Source organism: Phytohabitans maris, from assembly GCF_031085175.1.
Lineage (GTDB): Bacteria > Actinomycetota > Actinomycetes > Mycobacteriales > Micromonosporaceae > Phytohabitans > Phytohabitans maris.
The window spans coordinates 1-18,529 of record NZ_JAVHUY010000060.1; the positions used below are offsets into that span (position 1 = coordinate 1).

Sequence of the window (18,529 nt, forward strand, 5' to 3'; positions counted from 1 at the left end):
GGACGGTGAGGGCTGGATAGGGGATTCGCTGCCCGCCGACGCAACCCCGCCGCCGGGCCCGCCCGCGGTGACCGCGCCGGCCCCACCCCCCCCTCCGCCGGAGGCGGCACCCACGACGCCGGCGGCGCCCCCCGCGGCCCCGGCGCGGGGCGGCCCGGGCGCGCCCCCCCCCCCCCCGCCCCCGGGCCGCGCCCCCCCCGGCCTTCGGGGGGGGGGGCCGGGGGCCCCCGCCCCCTCTCGCTGTCCGCGTGAGCTACAGCGTCACAACCCGGCCGCCGAGGGTCACCACGAGACGCCCATCTGCGGCGAAGGACCAGCCCAGGGAGCCGGTGTACGAGGAACAGCGGGAGCCGTTCGAGCCGGACCAGAACTGGTTGGAGCTGTCCGAGTTGCCGATGATCCGGTCGTTCGACCCGCTGTCGCACGAGGTGTTGTTGCGAAACACCGAGGTGCCGCCGTCGAAGTTGAAGTTGCGCTCTGCGTTGCCGATGCTGAGGTTGTTCGACACCGTCATCGAGCCGGGGTTGCGGTTGTAGCCAAACCCGTGTTTGCCGTTCTCGTAGGCGATGCTGCGCCTGACGACGTGGTTGACCGCGATGTCCTCGCCACCGAGCTTGTAGCCGTTGCGGTCCCCGTTTCCGGCCTGACCGCCGTTGCTCAGGGTGCCGTTGTCGTAGGCGAGGGAGTCCTCGATGGTCACCGCGCCGATGGGACCGGTGTCGTCCTTGGTGTAGAGGTCGTAGCCGTCGTCGATGTTGTTGTGGGACACGGTGTAGCGGAAGACGTTTCCGGGGCCGACGGTGAGCTTCGGAGCGAAGCCGTCGGCGTCCTCGCCGTCGGAGTCGGCGTTGTCGTGCGACTCCGCGCTCAAGATCAGGTTGTTGGACGGCCACTGGTCCTGCGGGGCTCCGGCGACCAGCCGCGAGAGCTGTAGCCCGGAGTCCCGGTTGAACCGCGTCACGGTGCGCTCGATGATGTTGTTGTTGCCGGCGAGCAGGATCCCGTTGTCACCGGCTCGCTCCACGACGATGCCGTAGATGTGCCAGTAGTTTCCGCCCACGACAAACCCGCGGTTGGCCGGGTCCTCGCTCTGCGCGGAGAAATTCAAGACCGGAGTCTCACCCGGGTACGCGGAGAGCTTCTTGCGGGCGCTCGACGTGCCGTTATTGCCCTGCGCGATGGTGACCGTCTGCGCGAGGTTGTAGGTCCCGCCGCGCACGTAGATCGTCCCGCCGGCGGCGATGCGGGTGATTGCCGAGGTGAGCGTCGTCGGGTTCGACTCCGTCCCGGTCGCGCCGTCGCTGCCGTTCGGCGACACGTACAGCGTGCTGCCCCCAGGCGGAGGTGACGTGGGCGGCGGCGTGGTCGGCGGCACGGTGGTCGGCGGGGGCGTGGTGGGCGGCACGCTGGTGGGTGGCGGCGTGGTGGGAGTGGTGCCGCCGGTGGTGACGGTGACGTCGTCGAAGCGGGCGCTGGCGTACGCGGTGACGAGCCCGATCCGCCCGGCGCTGTTCATCGTGTTGGTGCCCGACGCCACCTGCGATCCGTTGACGAATCCGCGGATGGTGCTGCCGCTCGCCTCGATGCGCAGGGTGTACCAGGTGCCGGTCGACACGGCCATGGCGGCGCCGCCGATCGCCGTGATGCTGCTCCCGTTGACCACCTGCAGTTCGGCGCGGCCGCTGTTGAGCAGCGCCAGCCGGTACATCTTGGTGGCGCCGCTGGCCCGGGCGGCGAGTGCGACGAGCCGATTCGAGCCGTTGTACGACAGCGGCTTGACCCGGGCCTGTACCTGGTAGTCGCCCCAGCCGCTGTCGCCGGTGAACTGGCGCGCGAGCTCGCTGCTGTTGGCGGACTGCTCGAACGTCCCGGACCCGTCGGTGACCACCGACCAGGTGCCGCCGGACTTGGACCAGCCGGTGTAGTTGCCGTCGTTGAAGTCGTCGGAGAAGAGGGTCGCGGCGTACGCGGCCCCGGTCAGGCCGGCGACGAGGGCCACGGCTGTGGCACCCGCGCCGGCGGCGACGAGGAGCTTGTGTCTGGCGCGCATGGGTTTCCCTTCGGGGCTGGAAACGGCAGCCGCGGGGGGCCGCCGCCCGGATGTCGAGCGCTGAGCGCGGGAGGACCGGCCGGGGCGGGACGCGGGAGACCCGGGCTGCGCCGCCCGTGCCCTGACCCCCGGCCGGGTGTGGTGCCCGCGGGCGGTGTCTGCCCACCGCCCGCGGTCACATCTGCATCACAGTCGTCCGGTACCCGCGCCGGCCATCACGACCGACTTGACGGTGTTCGGGTCCGCGACCGTGTAGCTGTAGTACGCCGACGGCTCCTGCACGCTCCCGCTGCAGTCCGGCTGGCCGGATTCGCCGACGAACACGTTGTTGCGGGCCACGCAGCGGCCGGACGGGCCGGCGTAGTTGTTGGTCACCGGCTCCTCGACGTCCTCGAAGTAGTTGCCTTCGACCACGCAGCCGGAGTTCGCCTGGCAGGCCGGGCCGGTGTCGGTGTTGTAGACGTAGTAGTTGTTGAACACGTGGACCGGCTCGCCGAAGCGGACCCGCGGGTTGCGCTGCGGCGTCCGGTCGAACCAGTTGTTGTGGTACGTCACCTTCAGGTATCCGGTGTCCTGCGCGGCGTTGCTGTCGTCGTGGCCGAGCAGCATGTTCTTGGTGTGGTTGTGGGTGTGGTTCCACGACACCGTCACGTACGACGCGCCGCGCTTGATGTCGATCAGGCCGTCGTACCCCTCGGCCAGGTCGTTGTGGTCGATCCACACGTGGTGCGAGTACATCTGCACGTTGATCGAGTCGTCGGCGGCGTCGCGGAAGTTAAGGTTGCGGATGATCACGTTGTGCACGGCGTCGGGCGGCGGCGACGTGACACTGCTGACCGGCAGGCCGACGTTGAAGCCGGCACCGGTGATGCCCGAGCTCGCGCCGACCCCGATGATCGTCTTGTCCGAGGTCACGTCGTGCATCGGCCCGGGCAGGGCGATCATCCCCTGTACCCGGATGTTGAGCGGCCCGGGCTGCGCGATCGCCGTGAGCAGCTCGGACGCGGTGTCCACGGTGACCGTCGGGCCGCCGGCGCCGCCCGTGGTGCCGTTCTGGCCGAGGGCGTTGACCGAGGCGAAGCCGATCGGCGGCGCGCTCGGGTCCAGCGGCGGCTCGGTCGGCGGGAGCGTCGGGCCGCCCGTCGTGGGGCCGGGCGTCGGGGTGCCGCTGACCGTGCTGACCACCACGTCGTCGACCGTGACGCTGGCGTAGTTGGCCGCGACGCCGGCCCGGCCGGCACCGAACGCGCTGTCGGTGGCCTGGACCGCGAGGGTGCCGTTGACGTAGCCGTACAGCTGGCTGCCGGAGGCGGCGAGCATCAGCGTGGTCCAGGTGCCGGTGCCGCCGCCTCCCGAGCCGCTGCCGAGCACGACCGGCTCGCCGCCGGCCCGCTTGACCAGCTGCACGCCGCCGGAGCTGGTGAGCACGAGGGCGTAGTAGTTGCTGCTGCTCTGCGCGCGGGCGATCAGGCCGGCGTACCGGTTGGCCGCGCCGAACCCGGTCGGCTTGACCCGCGCCTGCACTGAGTAGTCGGTCCAGGTCGTGGCGCCGACCAGGCTGCGGGCGTCACTGCTGGTGCCGGTCTGCCGGTACGCGAGCGAGCCGTCCGTCACCACCGACCACGTGCCACCCGACTTCGACCAGCCGTTGGAGTTGCCGTCCTGGAAGTCGTCGGAGAGGAGCGTGTCGGCGAACGCATTCGTGGTGCCGAGGCCGACCAGCGCGGCGGCGAGTGCACCGGCCAGCCCCGCCGCGGTGAGTCGCTTGTGCTTCACAGTGGACCTCCCGGTCAGAGGCGCGCGCCGGCCAGGACCAGCGTGGCGAGGGGTACTAGCGGGGCGGGGAGCACCGGGCCGTGCCGCAGGACCGGCGTCCAGCCGGAGTCGGCGCCGAGGTCCGGATCGTGGCTCGCGTTGTACGCGTCCAGCAGGCTCACGGGTCGGGGCAGGCGGGAGCCGCTGGCCTGTACCCAGTTGCCCTTCTCGGTGAGGGCCGTGCCGCCCCAGTCGTAGAGGATGTCCTGCGCGGCGATGCCGTCCAACAGCGCGAAGTAGTTGTTCTCCGCGTAGATGGCGGACTGGACGCCGACGCCGAGGGCGTACGAGAAGCCGTCCCCGGCCAGGCGGTAGTAGTTGTTGTAGATGTCGACCTGGCCGAAGCGCACCCGCGGCAGCCGCTGAAGGGTGCCGTCGAAGACGTTGTGGTGCAGCGTCACGTTGAGCCGCCCGACGTCCGGGCCGACCGTGTTGGACGAGCCGATCAGCATCACCTTGTCGCGGCTGACGAAGCGGTTGTACGACGCGGTGACCAGGCTGGCCGTGTGCGTGATGTCGAGCGAGCCGTCGTGCACCTGGTACGGCCGTCCGAAGTGGACCGGCTGGCCGCTGTCCGGGTTGCCGCCGTCGGTGAACGTGTTGTGGTCCACCCAGACGTTCTCGCTGCGCCGCACGGACATGAGGTCGAACTGGGAGTTCCAGTTGCCCGCGTCGCCGTCGGTGGGTGACCAGGCCGGGAAGCAGTCGAACGCGTCCACGAAGTTGATATTGCGGACGATCACGTTGGGAGCCGAGTCGACCATGAGCGTGAGGTTTTCCAGCCGGGCGCCGCGCTGACCGACGATCGTCGTGTTCGGACCGACGTTGATCTGCGTGTACCGCGTCTGGTTGGCCACCGACCGCACCCGCGCCTCCTCCAGCGGGCCGCTCGGGTTGACCCGCCCCCACACCGCCGGGTCGTACGCGGCGAGATAGGCGTCGAGCGAGTAGGCCGGGTCGGCGAGGTCGGCGCAGCGGCCGGGCAGTCCCTCGAACCCGTTGATGGTGCCCCGGACGACGATGATCTTCGGGGTAGCGTTCGTACGGTTGGTGGCGTTGTCGCCGCCGAGCGCGTCGATGAGTTCGGCGCGAGTATCCACAGTGTGCACGTCCACACGGGCGGCGGCCGAGCCGCCGGTGGTGCCGGGCCCGGAGGCGGCCCAGCCGTCACCCGCGGGCAGGACCTGCCTGCCCAGGCTCTGCTTGCCGTGATCGTTACCAGCGAGCGCGGTCCCGGAGGGGGCCAGCGCCGCGACGAGACCTATACCGACCGCCGCAGCGGTCAATCGCATGAGTTGCATCGCACTCTCCGCGGTTGCCCAATACCCAGAGCTGATCTCGTAACGAAACCGAAATCTACTTAATGGAAAAGTAGGTATTTGCGGTTAAGAGTGTCAATGCCTTAGGTTTGCAGGTATTTTGCAGGAAAAGGAGGCACGGGCGATTTGCTCGGCAGCGAATTGCCGAGAAAGCTGGTGCCCTGTCCGATTTCTTACCGGACCGGTTCCTCCGTCGTTTGCAGTGTGTTTTCCGGTGTTGCCGTGAGGCGCACGCTGTGCGGTCCCACCGCCCACGGCACCGGCAGCTCCGACAGCAGCGCCAGCTTCTCCGCCGCCTGCCGGAGCGCCGAGTTGACGCCCTTGATCGTGACTTTCCGTGCCGGCCCTTCGCCTTCTTCCACGACCAGGTCGCCGCCGAGGAATGCCGGATCGGGGGCCGAGTTGAGCACGTCCAGCACCGCCGTGAACGGCTCCGTGCGCGCCAATGGCGCGATAAGTGGAGTGCCGTCCGCCCGGTGCTGGACGAGGTTTTCCAGGAGGTTGACCCGGCCTGGGATCTCGCGATAGCCGTCGTCTCCCGGCAGCAGCAGCCGGTCGGTCGGATATTCGAGTACGGCGCGGCCGGCCGTACCGTGCACGACGACCTCACCCGGGATGAACTCCTCGCCGCACAGGGTCACCGCGACCACGACGGGCCGCCCGGAGGCGAGCGTGATGCGCAGGCAGGCGGTGTCGTCCACCTCGATGTCGCGGCAGCGGTAGCGCTCCAGCTCGACGCCGACCGGCGGGTCACCGTCCATGATGGCCAGACACTGCATCCAGGCGTGGGCGAGCGGGTTGGCCAGCGCGCCGTCGAGCGCCGGGCGACCGTCCACAGTGCGCTTTCCGGCCCATGGGGAGCGCCGGTAGTAGGCGTCGTCCCGCTGCCAGGCGGCGACGGTGGCGACCCCGGTGACCGTGCCGACCACGCCGTACGAGATGGAGCGCCGCAGCTCGTGCAGGGCCGCCGAGCCGAGCGCCTGGAAGCCGACCTGGCAGGCGCGGCCGGTCTCCCGGAGCACCTCGCTCAGCGCGCGGTGCTCGGCGCGGGAGAGGACCGGCGGCTTCTCCAGCAGCACATCCGCGCCGGCGCGGAGCGCGTCCGTCGCGATCTGGCGATGGGTGTACGGCGGGGTGCAGATCACGACCACGTCGGGCGCCGCCTCGCGCAGCATCGCGCGGTGGTCGGTGAAGTGCGGGGCGGCCTCCGGCCCCGGCTCGATCGGCCGTACGTCGACGAGGGCGGCCAGCTCGACCACGCCGGCCGCCTCCAGTTCGGCGATCTGGCGCCGGTGCCAGCGGCCGTGCCCGTTCGCGCCGATCAGCGCAACCCTCATCGCAGCTCCAGCAACGTCGCCTCGACGCCGTGCCGGTCCAGCGCGGCCAGCCAGCCGGCCACCAGCTCGCGTACCGTGCCGTCGGCCGCGAACTCGGCGGGAAAGACCTCGCTCAGGCCGAAGAGCGCGTCGACCACGCCCTCGGCGGTGGGCTTGCCGTCGCCGAGGGCCTTGCGGATCCGCTCGGCCAGCGGGTCGTCAAGCGGCAGCGGCCGACCCGCGTCGCTCTCCCCCTGCACGAAGCGCATCCAGGCGGCCAGTACCAGCGCACCCCACCTCGGCGAGGCACCGGCCGCGCGGCGGTCGGCGATCGTGTGCAGCACCCGCTGCGGGAGCTTTTGCGAGCCGTCCATCGCCACCTGGATCGTGCGGTGCCGGATCGCCGCGTTGGCAAAGCGCTCCAGCACCGAGTCGCCGTACTCCACGACGGAGACGCCGTCCGGCGGGGTGAAGCTGCCGGCGACGTCTTCGGCCACAAACCGGCGCAGCATCGTGGCCATGCCCGGGATCTCCAGCGCCTCGGCGATCGTCTCGCGGCCGGCGAGCGCGCCCAGGTACGCGATGGCGGAGTGGACGCCGTTGAGCGTGCGCAGCTTGAGCCGCTCCCACGGGCTGGCGTCGCCGGTGAGCACCGCGCCGGCCCGCTCCCAGGCCGGGCGGCCGGCCGGGAAGTCGTCTTCGATCACCCACTGCTGGTACGGCTCGGCGGCCACCGCGGCCAGGTCGGCGACGCCCAGTACCCGCTCGGCGGTGGCCAGCGTCTCGGCCGTCGTGGCCGGAACGATCCGGTCGACCATCGTGCCCGGGAAGGTCACGCTGCCGCCGACCCAGTCGACGAGCGCGCTCTCCGTCCCGCCGTACGCGAGGGCCTGCGTGACGAGGCCGCGCAGGCGCTTTCCGTTGGACGGCAGGTTGTCGCAGCTCACCAGCGCGATCGGGCCGGCGCCGGCCCGTGCCCGGGCGATCAGGCCGCGCACCAGCAGCCCGGGCACGGTCGCCGGCGGGCCGTCGCCCACCAGGTCGGCCGCCACGGCCGGATCGGGTCGCAGCCGGCCCGTGGCGGGGTCCATCTGGTACGCCTTCTCGGTGACCGTGAGCGTCACCACCCGGATGGCCGGGTCGGCCAGCAGCGCGACCACCGCCATCGGGTCGCTGGCCGCGTGGCGCACGCCGGCGAGGACGCCAACCACGTGGGTACGCGCCGCGTCGTTGGACATTGACGTGACGCTGAAAAGGTTGTCCTGCTCGGCAAGGCGCTCGACGACGTCCGTGCTGCGCGGCGCCACGCCGACGATGCCCCAGTCGCCGCCGGCCTCCGCGACCGCCGCCTCGGTGTACACCGCCTGGTGCGCCCGGTGGAACGCGCCGAGTCCAAGGTGGACGATGCCGGCCGGCACGGTGCCGGGGCGCAGCCGCGGGCGGCTCTCGACGGGGACCTGGCCCAGGGTGCCGAAGCCCAGCCTCATCGCCATGCCGGCCCCTCGGGGAAGCTGAACTCGGCGATGGAGGCGGGCTTCATCGTCGCGCTGTAGCCGGGCTCGGTGGGGAGCAGGTACCGGCCGTCGCGGGTGCGTACCGGGTCGGTGAAGTGCTCGTGCAGGTGGTCGACGTACTCGACCATGCGCCCCTCTAGCGTGGCGCCGACCCGCAGGTAGTCGAAGACGGCGAGGTGCTGGACGAGCTCGCAGAGCCCCACGCCACCCGCGTGCGGGCAGATCGGCACGCCGAACTTGGCCGCCATCAGGATCTCGGCGAGCACCTCGTTGACCCCGCCCACGCGGCAGGCGTCGATCTGCATCACGCCGATCGCCTCCGCCTGGAGCAGCTGCTTGAAGATCACCCGGTTGGCGGCGACCTCACCGGTGGCGACCCTGACCGGGGCCACTGCCCGCTGGATCCGCGCGTGGCCGAGTACGTCGTCGGCGTGCGTCGGCTCCTCGATCCAGTACGGGTCGAACTCGGCGAGCCGGGCCATGTTGGCGATCGCCTCGTCGACGTCCCAGACCTGGTTGGCGTCCATCATCAGCAGCGCGTCCGGGCCGATCTCCTCCCGGATGATGCGGGCCCGCCGCACGTCGTCGTCGATCGGGCCGCCGACCTTCATCTTCATCGCCCGCCAGCCCTCGGCGTACGCCTGGCGGGTCAGCGCCCGCACCTTGTCGTCCGGGTAGCCCAGCCAGCCGACCGACGTGGTGTACGAGGGGAAGCCGTCCCGTTCCAGCTCGGCGCGGCGATCGTCCATCCCGGACAGTCCCTTGTCGAGGATTGCGGTGGCCTCGCCGGGCGTGAGCGCGTCGGTGATGTGGTGGAAGTCGACGCACCGGACGAGCTCGTCGCTCGGCATCTCGGCGAGCAGCCGCCACAGCGGCTTGCCCTCCAGCTTGGCCCGCAGGTCCCACACGGCGTTGACGATCGCGCCGGTGGCCATGTGGATGACGCCCTTTTCCGGGCCGAGCCAGCGCAGCTGCACGTCCGCGGAGAGCGAGCGCCAGAACGCGACCGGCGAGGCGAAGATCTCCTCGACCGACCGGCCGACCACGTGGTGGGCGAGCGCCCGCACCGCGGCACAGGTGATCTCGTTGCCGCGCCCGTTGGTGAACGTGAAGCCGGCGCCTTCCACACCGCGGTCCGTTTTCAGCGACACGTACGTCGCGGAGTAGTCACCCCGGTTGATCGCGTCGGAACCGTCGCCGGCCACCGCGGTCGGAAACCGTACATCGTGGACATCGAGAGCGGTGATCACAGTCGGAAGATCCCCTTGGGTAGGCGGTACGCCAGGTCGACGATCGTCTCGGCCGCCTCGTCCAGTGGCAGGCGGTGCTCGGCCACCAGCCGGGCGAGGAAGCCGGCGTCGATCCGGCGGGCGACGTCGTGACGCACCGGGATCGAGCAGAACGCCCGGGTGTCGTCGACGAAGCCGGCGGTGTTGTAGAAGCCGGCGGTCTCGGTGACGGCCTCGCGGAAGCGGCGCAGCACCTCCGGCGAGTCGAGGAACCACCAGGGCGCGCCGAGGTACATCGCCGCGTAGCCGCCGGCCAGCGGGGCCAGCTCGCGGGTGAACGTGTCCTCGTCCAGCGTGTACACGACGAGGCGCAGCCGCGGGTCGTTGCCGTACGCGGAGAGCAGCGGTTCGAGCCCGTGCACGTAGTCGGTGGCCTGCGGGATGTCGCCGCCCACGTCGCGCCCGTGCTTGCCGTAGAGCCAGCGGTTGTGGTTGCGGACCGCGCCCGGGTGCAGCTGCATCACCAGGCCGTCCTCAATGGACATCCGAGCCAGCTCGACCAGCATGTGCGCGCGGAACGCCTCGGCGTCGGCCGCCGTGGCCGCGCCGCGCAGCCCGCGCTCGAAGAGGGTGGTCGCCTCGCTCTCGTCGAGCAGCAGCGTGCGCGCGGTCAGGTGGCCGTGGTCGGAGGAGGTGGCGCCGGCCGCGATGAACGCCTCCCGCCGCTTGCGCAGCGCCGCGAGGTACCCGGGGTAGGTCGCGGTGTCTTCGCCGGTCATCTCCCCCAGCCGGCCGACGTTGTCGGCCCAGCCCTCGAACTCGGGGTCCACCACGTTGTCGGGGCGGAACGTGGTGACGACCCGGCCGCCCGGCCCGCCCCAGCCGTCCGCGGCGAGCTTGGCGTGCCGGCCCAGGTCGTCCAATGGGGACTCGGTGGTGGCGAGCACCTCGATGTTGAACCGCTCGAAGAGCGCCCGCGGGCGGAACTCCGGCTCGGCCAGCTTCGCCGCGATCGCGTCGTACACCTGGTCGGCCGTGTCCGGCCCGAGCGCGGTCTCCACCCCGAAGACCTCGCGGAACGTCTCCTCCAGCCAGAGCCGCGAGGGGGTGCCCCGGAAGAGGCGCCAGTGCTCGGCGAACCGCCGCCAGATCGTCCGCCCGTCCGTCTCGTACGGCTCGCCGTCCAGCGTGCGTACGCCCAGCGACGCCGGGGGCACGCCCTGGCTCAACAGCATCCGCGTGACGTAGTGGTCCGGGCAGATGATCAGCTGGGCCGGGTCGGGAAACGGCGCGTCGTCGGCGAGGATGGCGGGGTCGACGTGCCCGTGCGGCGAGATGATCGGCTTGTTCCTCACCAGGGCGTACAGCTCCCGGGCGATGGCTCGCTGCGTGGGCTCGGACGGGAAGAGCAGGTCGGCTCGGGTCACCTCGGGGCTCCTATTCGACGGTGAGCAGGTCGGCGACCCGCACCGGCTGGCCGGTCTCGAACGAACGGTTGGCGGCCAAGCCGGTGAGCAGCGCCAACGCGCCGTCGCGGGCACTGGCCTCGCGGCCCATGGGGTCATTTTCACCGCCGAAGAGCACCGCGGTCATGCGGACGTCCGCACCTCCGTGGCCTTCGCGCGTGTGTCCGGGTACGGGGATCTCGCGCGGCCGCTCCCAGAACGGGTGCACGGTGATCCGGGCCGAGCCCTCCTCGACCGCCGCCTCGACCCCGTGCAGGGCGCCCTTGAGGCCCTTGGCCCCGGCCGGGCTGACGAAGTCGTTCTCCACCACGTGCAGCTCCAGCCGGCCGCGGCTGCCGTTGAACATGACCCGGTACCCCTCCCACGGCGAGTACGCCGTCAGGTGGTACGTCATCGTGGCGCCGCTGGTGTAGTGGGCGAGCACGGCCATGTCGTCCTCGATGGTGACGCCGGGCCCGAAGACGTTGACGTCGCGCTGGTAGCCATCCTCGGCCTCGGCGTCCAGGTAGAGCGCGCGCAGGTGCGGGTTGGCCGCGAGGTCGATCGCGAACGGGTCGCCCGCCGCCTCGCTCGATCCGTGCGCGCGGGCGTAGTCGCGGGCGTACCCGTGGCGGTGCCCCGCCTCGCCGTAGAAGAAGAGCCGCCCGTACGCCATGACCTCGACCGGCGCCGCGCCGAGCCACCAGTTGACCAGGTCGAAGTGGTGGCTCGCCTTGTGCACCATCAGGCCGCCGGAGTTGGCCTTGTCGCGGTGCCAGCGCCGGAAGTAGTCCGCGCCGTGCCGCACGTCGAGCAGCCACTCGAAGTGCACCGAGCCGATCTCCCCGATCTCGCCGGAGGCGAGCACCTCGCGGACCTTTTCGTGCAGCGGGTTGTACCGGTAGTTGAAGGCGACGGTCACCTGGCGCCCGGTCTCCGCCACGGCGTCGAGGATGCGCTGGCAGCGCGGGGCGTCGGTGGTCATCGGCTTTTCGGTCACCACGTCGCACCCGGCCCGGAGCGCGGCCACGATGTACTCGTCGTGGGTGCGGTCGACGCTGGTCACCAGCGCGACATCCACCCGCTCCTTGTCCAGCATCGAGACGAAGTCGCCGGCCGGGTAGGTCGGCACGGTGGGCGCGCCGGCGCTGGCCAGCCACGAGTTGTGCAGGTCCATCCGGGCCTGGTTGACGTCGGCGAACGCGACGAGCTCGGCGCGGTCCGGGTGGGCGAGCAGCGACCGGACGAACATCTCCGCGCGGGAGCCGGTGCCGACGAGGGCGTAGCGACGCCGCCGCGGCGCTTGATCCGGCATCGAGCATCCTCTCTGGGTATGCAAAGGTTTGCAGTGGCAAGGTGCCACGCCAAGCCCCGGGGAGTCAACGACGACTCCATAATGTCCAGCTATGTCGCCTTCAGCGGTTGAAGCAAGCGCTTTCCACCCGCCTTGTCGTAACGAACCCGCAATCTAAGCCCGTTGACACGTGAGCAACCGTTTGCATTAATTGGCCCACCCGAGTGACGGGTGACACACGGAGAGGAGTGCGCGTGCCAGCCACGATCCGCGACGTCGCGCGTGCGTCGGGAGTGCACATCTCCACCGTGTCGCGCACGTTCTCGGCGCCACACCTGGTCAACCCGGAGACCCGCAGCCGCGTGCTCGCCTGCGCGGAGCACCTGGGCTACCGCCCCAACCGGGCCGCCCGCGCGCTCATCACCGGCCGCACCCACAACATCGGCCTGATCGTCGCCGACATCGCCAACCCGTTCTTCCCGCCCCTGATCAAGGCGGCGGAGAGCGCCGCACGCCACCGCGACTACCACATCTTCGTCACCGATACCAACGAGGATCCGGCGGTCGAGGAGGAGCTCGTCCACGCCCTCGCCAAGCAGGTCGACGGGGTGCTGCTCTGCAGCCCACGCATGAGCAACAGCCTGATCGAGCAGCTCAGCCGCGAGGTGCCACTCGTCGTGATCAACCGGCAGGTCACCGGCCTGCCGTCCGTGGTGATGGACGTCGCCCAGGGCGCCCGCCTCGCGGTGGAGCACCTGACCGGCCTCGGGCACCGCCACGTCGCCCTGCTGGGCGGGCCGCGGGGCTCGTGGACCAGCCGCGAGATCCGCCGCGCCGCCACGGCCGCCGCCCGCACCGCCGACGCGGAGCTCACCGTGCTCGGCCCCAACCAGCCCACCGAGCACGGTGGCACCGCCCAGGCGGAGCAGGTTCGCCGCATCGGCGCGACCGCGGTGCTCGCCTACAACGACCTCATGGCGATCGGCCTCATCGAGGGGCTCGACTCGCTCGGGGTGCGGGTGCCCGAGGAGGTCAGCATCGTCGGCATCGACGACATATCGCTGAGCCGCCTCACCCGCCCCAAGCTGACGACGGTGGCCAACCCCACCGGGGCCGCCGGCCGGGCGGCCGTCGACATGCTGCTGCAGCACGGCGACGACCGTCGTACCACCGCACAGGTAACGCTCCAGACCGAACTGGTGATCCGCGACTCGACAGGCCCAGCACCAACGGGCAAACCGCACACTGTCAAGGAGTGAACCAAAAGATGCACCCCGGTATCCGAACGCACAGACGCCGCCTGCTCCGCGGGCTCACCGCGGCGGCCATCGCCGTCCCGCTGGTCCTCGGTGCCGCCGCATGCGGCGACGACGAGGGCGGCGGCAGCTCCGACCCCAACGCCCCGGTCCGCCTCTCCGTCTTCTACTGGGGCAGCGAGGCCCGCGCCAAGCTGACCGAGGACGCGCTCAACGCTTACAAGGCCAACCACCCGAACGTGGAGTTCGAGGTGACCTGGCAGGCCAACCAGGGCTACGCCGACAAGCTGGCCACGCTCGCCGCCGGCGGTGACGTGCCCGACCTGTTCGCCCTCGACGACAACATGCTCGCCGACTTCGCCACCCGCAACGTGACCGCCGACCTGACGGAGTACAAGGGCAGCAAGCTCGACGTCTCCAAGTTCCCGCCCAGCCTCGTCGAGTACGGGCAGGTGGACGGCAAGCTGGTCGGCATCTCCGCCGGGGAGAACACGCAGGGCCTGGTCTACAACAAGACCCTGCTGGCCAAGAACGGCCTGCCCGAGCCGACCACCGGCCAGACCTGGGAGCAGCACATCGACTGGGCCGCCCAGGTCGCCACGAAGACCAAGGTCCCGGGCACCCAGGACCCGAGCGCCGACTACAAGGCGTTCTGGGTGTGGATCCGCCAGCAGGGCAAGGACCTGTACAGCGGCAAGCAGCTCGGCTTCACCGAGGCCGACCTGGCCGCGTGGTTTACGCTCTGGAAGGGCGCGCGCGACAAGGGCGCCACGCCGACGCCCGACGTCATCCACGAGGGCAACGTCACCGACATCAGCAAGCAGCTCGTCGTCACCGGCAAGGCGGCCACCTCCTGGGTGTGGGCCAACCAGATGCCGGAGCTGAAGAAGAACACCAAGGACGAGCTGGGTGTCGTGGCCTACCCCGGTGACCCGAGCGGCCAGTGGGCCCGTTCCTCCATGTACTGGAGCGTGGCGCGCAGCAGCGACAAGAAGGACACCGCGGTCGACGTCATCAACTTCCTGGTGAACGACCAGCAGGCGGTCAACATCCTCGGCACCGACCGCGGCCTTCCGTCCAACATGGACCTGCGGACCGCGTTCGCGAACACCGTCACCGACGCCAACATGAAGCTGTCGATCCAGGTCGAAAACGACCTCGCCGCCAAGTTCGGCAAGGCGCCACAGGTGCCGCCGAAGGGTCACAGCACCTTCCGCTCGGAGCTGGTGAAGGCCGCGGAGAACGTCCAGTTCGGCAAGGCAACGCCGGAGAAGGCCGCGGCCGACCTGATCGCCGTCGTCCAGCCGAAGCTCGGCTAGCTGAGGCCGTCTGATGGCGCGACCAGCACTGTGGGTTGATCCCTGCGCCCAATTGTTCGCTCGCAAGCTCGCTCACGTGGCGCAGGTACGGAGAGGAGTTCGCTCGTGGCGTTGACCACGGCGGAACAGCCGTCGGTGCGCGCAAACCGAGCCTCCGGGATCCCCGCCAAGCGGCGGGGGTCCCGGCGCGGCCGGCGTAGCGAGGCAGTGGCGGGTTACGTCTTCCTGTCGCCGTGGCTGCTCGGCCTGATGGCCGTCACCGCGGTGCCGATGCTCCTGTCGCTCTACATCAGCTTCACCGACTACGACATCCTCAGCCCGCTGAGCGAGGTCGAGTGGGTGGGGCTGGACAACTACGAGCGCATGTTCACCGCCGACCCGTCGTACTGGCGGTCGGTGACGGTGACCGTGTCGTTCGCGCTGATCGCGGTGCCGCTCAAGCTCGCGGTCGCGCTCGGCGTCGCCCTGCTGCTCAACCGGGCCTGGCGCGGTGTCGGCCTCTTCCGGGGCCTGTTCTACCTGCCCTCGCTCATCGGTGGCAGCGTCGCGCTGGCCATCGTCTGGGTCAACATGTTCAACCGCGAGGGCGCCTTCAACGGCTTCCTCGGCCTCTTCGGCATCGAGGGCAAGCCCTGGGTCAACGACCCGTCCTGGGCACTGGAGACCCTGATGGTGCTCGCCATCTGGCAGTTCGGCGCACCGATGGTGATCTTCCTGGCCGGGCTCAAGCAGGTGCCCACCGAGCTGTACGAAGCGGCCTCGGTCGACGGCGCCGGCCGGTTCCGGCAGTTTCGCAGTGTCACGCTGCCGATGCTGTCGCCGGTCATCTTCTTCAACCTGGTGCTGGAGACCATCAACGGCTTCCAGGGATTTACCGCCGCCTTCGTGCTCAGCAACGGCACCGGCGGTCCGGTCGACTCCACCTTGATGTACACGCTGAACCTCTACATCAAGGGCTTCACCGACTACGAGATGGGCTACGCCTCGGCGATGGCGTGGGTGTTCCTGCTGGCGATCGGCATCATCACCGCCGTCTTCTTCACGACCGGGCGGTTCTGGGTGCACTACTCGGATGGAGATGACAGCTGATGGGCACGCACGCGCTCGCTGCGTCCCGCCGCCCCTCCGGAATCGCGCGCGGCATCGTACGCATGCTGGTCCTCGTCGCGATCCTCGGCGTCGTGCTCTATCCGCTCGCCTGGATGGTCGGCACGTCGCTGAAGTCGCAGCCGGAGATCGCGAGCAACACGGGGCTGCTGCCGGAGGAGTTCACGCCGGGCAACTACACCGACGGGTGGAACCACTTCGACGTCAGCTTCGCGCGGTTCTTCCTCAACAGCACGATGGTGGCGCTGCTGACCGTCGTCGGAAACGCGGCCTCCTGCCTGGTCGCCGCGTACGCCTTCGCGCGGTTGAAGTTTCCGCTGCGCGGGTTCTGGTTCACCATCATGATCGGCACCCTGCTGCTGCCGCAGCACGTGCTGACTGTGCCGCAGTACATCCTGTTCAAGCAGTTCGGCTGGGTGGGCGGCGACTGGCCGTACATGCCGCTGCTCGTGCCGCAGTTCCTGGCCACCGAGGCGTTCTTCGTCTTCCTCATGGTGCAGTTCATGCGGGGCATCCCGCGCGAGCTGGACGAGGCGGCGAAGATCGACGGCGCCAGCCCGTTCGGCATCTTCCGGTACGTGATCCTGCCGCTGAGCCGCCCGGCGCTGGTGACCACGGCGATCTTCTCGTTCATCTGGACCTGGAACGAGTTCTTCCGCCAGCTCGTCTACCTCTCCGACCTGAAGGACTACACGCTGCCGGTGGCGATGACGCTCTTCATCGACTCCAGCGGGCAGAGCTCGATCGGGCCGATGTTTGCGATGTCGGTGCTGTCGCTGCTGCCGGTGTTCCTGTTCTTCGTCGCCTTCCAGCGGATGCTGGTCGAGGGGATCAACACGAGCGGACTCAAGGGATGAGCACTGAGGACGTTCCCCGGATGGTGCACGGCGGGTGGCGAGACACCGTGCGCAACGCCAGCGACCTGGCGCTGGTCGGCATCCTCGTCACGCTCGGCTCGCTCGGCGTCGTGACGGCCGGGGCGGCGGTGGCGGCCGCCAGCGCCGCGGTGCACGACTGGTCCGCGGACGAACGGTGGCCGGGGGCGCGGGTCACCCTCGGCCGCTTCGCCCGCGGGCTGCTCCCGGGCGTCCTGCCCGCGCTCGCGGCCACGGCCGGCGGGGCGCTGCTCGTGCTCAACCTGGCCGCGATCACCCGTGGCGTGGTGCCCGGCGGGATCCTGCTCGCCGTACCCACGCTGCTCATCCTGATCGCGGCCGCGGGCCTGGCCGGCCTGACGGTGGTCGAGGTGGGTCGGTCCGGTGGCGTGGGGTGGCGCGCCGCCGCGAAGGCGGCGCTGGCCGGCGGTCAGCGCCGGCCGGCCGCGGTGCTGGCGTGCGCCGGCGTGGTCGCGCTGGTCGCGGCGCTGGGCCTGATGATCATTCCGGTACTGGTACCGGTGCTCGCCGGCTACGCCATCTTCGCCATGCACGCGGTCGCCCGACGCCTCCCGCACGGTGCGTGACCAGGGCGTCCCTCCTCGTGAACGCCCTGGTCACAGCTCGTCCGTACGGCCCTCCCACCGGGTGGAAACGCGCCCTAAGGTCGATATCCGTGCGGATGACTATCGGGATGCGCGCGATCGGGTGCCTGGCCGCGGCGGCGCTGCTCGCCACGACCGGGTGCAGCGGTGACTCGGACGACGCCGAGGCACAGGACCAGAAGGTCGAGATCAACGTCTTCTGGTGGGGCGGCGAGAAGCGGGCCGACCTGACCGAGCAGGCGCTCGCCCTCTACACGGCCCGGCATCCCAACGTCACGTTCAAGACGCACTGGCAGGGCAACCAGGGTTACTACGACAACCTGGCCACCCAGGCCGCCGGGCCGGACGGGCCCGATCTCTTCCAGATCGACGACAACTACCTGACCGAGTACGCCGAGCGAAACGTCACCCTCGACCTCACGCCGTACACGACGAGTGGGGCGCTCGACCTCGGCAAGCTCCCCGACAGCCTCGCCAAGTACGGGCAGGTCGGCGGCCGCCAGGTCGGCGTCGCGGGCGCGGAGAACACGCCGGCGATGGTCTACAACCGCACCCTCGTGCGCCAGCTCAACCTGCGCGAGCCGACGGTCGGCATGACGTACGAGCAGCTCTTCGACTGGGCCACGGAGATCACGCAGGCGACCGACGGCCGGGTGGCCGGCACGATGGACCCGTCGGCCGACTACAAGGCGCTCTGGCTGTGGCTGCGCGCGCAGGGCAAGGAGCTGTACGCGGGCAGCCAGATGGGCTTCACCGCCGCCGACCTGACCACGTGGTTCCAGATGTGGCAGACCGCGCGCGACAGCGGTGCCGCACCCGCCCCGGCTGTGATCAAGGAGGCCAACGGCGGCGACGTGACCAAGCAGCTCGTCGCGACCGGGCGGGCGGCGACGAGCTTCATGTGGTCCAACCAGCTGCCCGAGCTGCAGGGCACCACAAAGGACGAGCTGGCCCTCGTGTCGTACCCCGGCGACCCGAAGGGACAGTGGGCGCGCGCGTCGATGTACTGGTCGGCGTTCCGCGGTACGCGCCACCCCGAGGTGGTGGTCGACGTGATGAACTTCCTGGTCAACGACCCCGAGGCCGGCAAGATCCTGGGAACCGAGCGCGGGCTGAGCCCCAACACCGACGTACGCAAGGTGGTCGGTGAGTCGCTGACCGACCCGACGGCCCGCGCCACCATCGACTTCGAAAACGCGATCACGCCCCGCTTCGGCGCCGCGCCCGCACCCCCACCGAAGGGGCACGCCAAGATCCGCTCACTCCTGACCACGGCCGCGGAGAGCGTGCAGCTCGGCAAGAAGTCACCCAAGCAGGCGGCCGAGGCGTTCCTCAGCGAAGCCAACGGCACGCTCGCGACGTGAGCCGGGCTACCGCGACGTCCG

14 protein-coding genes are annotated in these 18,529 nt (G+C 70.4%); 6 read left to right on the top strand and 8 right to left on the bottom strand.

What is annotated here, in order from left to right:
* Positions 1 to 253: 253 nt before the first annotated feature.
* The 8 genes from RB614_RS39700 to RB614_RS39735 form a co-directional block, all read right to left on the bottom strand.
* Positions 254 to 2,050, bottom strand: coding sequence for a right-handed parallel beta-helix repeat-containing protein (locus RB614_RS39700; RefSeq protein ID WP_308717884.1), 1,797 nt, complete (start codon positions 2,048 to 2,050; stop codon positions 254 to 256).
* A gap of 186 nt (positions 2,051 to 2,236) precedes the next feature.
* On the bottom strand, positions 2,237 to 3,826 hold the full coding sequence (locus RB614_RS39705) for a pectate lyase family protein (protein ID WP_308717885.1): 1,590 nt from the start codon (positions 3,824 to 3,826) through the stop codon (positions 2,237 to 2,239).
* Positions 3,827 to 3,840: 14 nt separating this feature from the next.
* A complete protein-coding gene (locus RB614_RS39710) occupies positions 3,841 to 5,157 on the bottom strand; it encodes a pectate lyase family protein (protein WP_308717886.1) in 1,317 nt (438 codons plus the stop codon).
* A gap of 200 nt (positions 5,158 to 5,357) precedes the next feature.
* Entirely contained in the window at positions 5,358 to 6,521 is a 1,164-nt protein-coding gene (locus RB614_RS39715; protein ID WP_308717887.1) for a Gfo/Idh/MocA family protein, read from the bottom strand.
* The gene (locus tag RB614_RS39720) at positions 6,518 to 7,993 is read right to left on the bottom strand and encodes a mannitol dehydrogenase family protein (protein WP_308717888.1); all 1,476 of its coding nucleotides are present in this window, start codon (positions 7,991 to 7,993) and stop codon (positions 6,518 to 6,520) included. The genes RB614_RS39715 and RB614_RS39720 overlap by 4 nt, the downstream gene beginning before the upstream one ends.
* Positions 7,984 to 9,264: an enolase C-terminal domain-like protein gene (locus RB614_RS39725; protein ID WP_308717889.1), complete on the bottom strand. Its 1,281-nt coding sequence runs from the start codon at positions 9,262 to 9,264 to the stop codon at positions 7,984 to 7,986. Before RB614_RS39725 ends, RB614_RS39720 begins: the two co-directional genes overlap by 10 nt.
* Positions 9,261 to 10,670 (bottom strand): glucuronate isomerase, encoded by a 1,410-nt coding sequence (gene uxaC / locus RB614_RS39730; RefSeq protein WP_308717890.1) that lies wholly within the window; start codon positions 10,668 to 10,670, stop codon positions 9,261 to 9,263. The genes RB614_RS39725 and uxaC overlap by 4 nt, the downstream gene beginning before the upstream one ends.
* A gap of 10 nt (positions 10,671 to 10,680) precedes the next feature.
* A complete protein-coding gene (locus RB614_RS39735; RefSeq protein ID WP_308717891.1) occupies positions 10,681 to 12,003 on the bottom strand; it encodes a Gfo/Idh/MocA family protein in 1,323 nt (440 codons plus the stop codon).
* 233 nt (positions 12,004 to 12,236) lie between these two features.
* On the opposite strand from RB614_RS39735, the gene RB614_RS39740 reads away from it, so the two are divergent.
* The 6 genes from RB614_RS39740 (at position 12,237) to RB614_RS39765 (ending at position 18,508) form a co-directional block, all read left to right on the top strand.
* Positions 12,237 to 13,241: a LacI family DNA-binding transcriptional regulator gene (locus tag RB614_RS39740; protein ID WP_308717892.1), complete on the top strand. Its 1,005-nt coding sequence runs from the start codon at positions 12,237 to 12,239 to the stop codon at positions 13,239 to 13,241.
* 8 nt (positions 13,242 to 13,249) lie between these two features.
* Positions 13,250 to 14,557 (top strand): ABC transporter substrate-binding protein, encoded by a 1,308-nt coding sequence (locus RB614_RS39745; protein WP_308717893.1) that lies wholly within the window; start codon positions 13,250 to 13,252, stop codon positions 14,555 to 14,557.
* 105 nt (positions 14,558 to 14,662) lie between these two features.
* The gene (locus RB614_RS39750; protein WP_428983204.1) at positions 14,663 to 15,646 is read left to right on the top strand and encodes a carbohydrate ABC transporter permease; all 984 of its coding nucleotides are present in this window, start codon (positions 14,663 to 14,665) and stop codon (positions 15,644 to 15,646) included.
* Complete coding sequence (locus RB614_RS39755) at positions 15,646 to 16,521, top strand: carbohydrate ABC transporter permease (RefSeq protein WP_308717894.1); 876 nt, start codon at positions 15,646 to 15,648, stop codon at positions 16,519 to 16,521. Before RB614_RS39750 ends, RB614_RS39755 begins: the two co-directional genes overlap by 1 nt.
* Complete coding sequence (locus RB614_RS39760) at positions 16,518 to 17,126, top strand: hypothetical protein (RefSeq protein ID WP_308717895.1); 609 nt, start codon at positions 16,518 to 16,520, stop codon at positions 17,124 to 17,126. The genes RB614_RS39755 and RB614_RS39760 overlap by 4 nt, the downstream gene beginning before the upstream one ends.
* 95 nt (positions 17,127 to 17,221) lie before the next feature.
* Positions 17,222 to 18,508, top strand: coding sequence for an ABC transporter substrate-binding protein (locus tag RB614_RS39765; protein WP_308717934.1), 1,287 nt, complete (start codon positions 17,222 to 17,224; stop codon positions 18,506 to 18,508).
* Positions 18,509 to 18,529: the final 21 nt, after the last annotated feature.

Excerpts from the sequence above, each read along its gene's own strand:
- RB614_RS39700 (WP_308717884.1), bottom strand. The coding sequence starts at position 2,050 with ATGCGCGCCAGACACAAGCTCCTCGTCGCCGCCGGCGCGGGTGCCACA.
- RB614_RS39710 (WP_308717886.1), bottom strand. The coding sequence starts at position 5,157 with ATGCGATTGACCGCTGCGGCGGTCGGTATAGGTCTCGTCGCGGCGCTG.
- RB614_RS39715 (WP_308717887.1), bottom strand. The coding sequence starts at position 6,521 with ATGAGGGTTGCGCTGATCGGCGCGAACGGGCACGGCCGCTGGCACCGG.
- RB614_RS39720 (WP_308717888.1), bottom strand. The coding sequence starts at position 7,993 with ATGGCGATGAGGCTGGGCTTCGGCACCCTGGGCCAGGTCCCCGTCGAG.
- RB614_RS39735 (WP_308717891.1), bottom strand. The coding sequence starts at position 12,003 with ATGCCGGATCAAGCGCCGCGGCGGCGTCGCTACGCCCTCGTCGGCACC.
- RB614_RS39745 (WP_308717893.1), top strand. The coding sequence starts at position 13,250 with ATGCACCCCGGTATCCGAACGCACAGACGCCGCCTGCTCCGCGGGCTC.
- RB614_RS39755 (WP_308717894.1), top strand. The coding sequence starts at position 15,646 with ATGGGCACGCACGCGCTCGCTGCGTCCCGCCGCCCCTCCGGAATCGCG.
- RB614_RS39760 (WP_308717895.1), top strand. The coding sequence starts at position 16,518 with ATGAGCACTGAGGACGTTCCCCGGATGGTGCACGGCGGGTGGCGAGAC.
- RB614_RS39765 (WP_308717934.1), top strand. The coding sequence starts at position 17,222 with ATGACTATCGGGATGCGCGCGATCGGGTGCCTGGCCGCGGCGGCGCTG.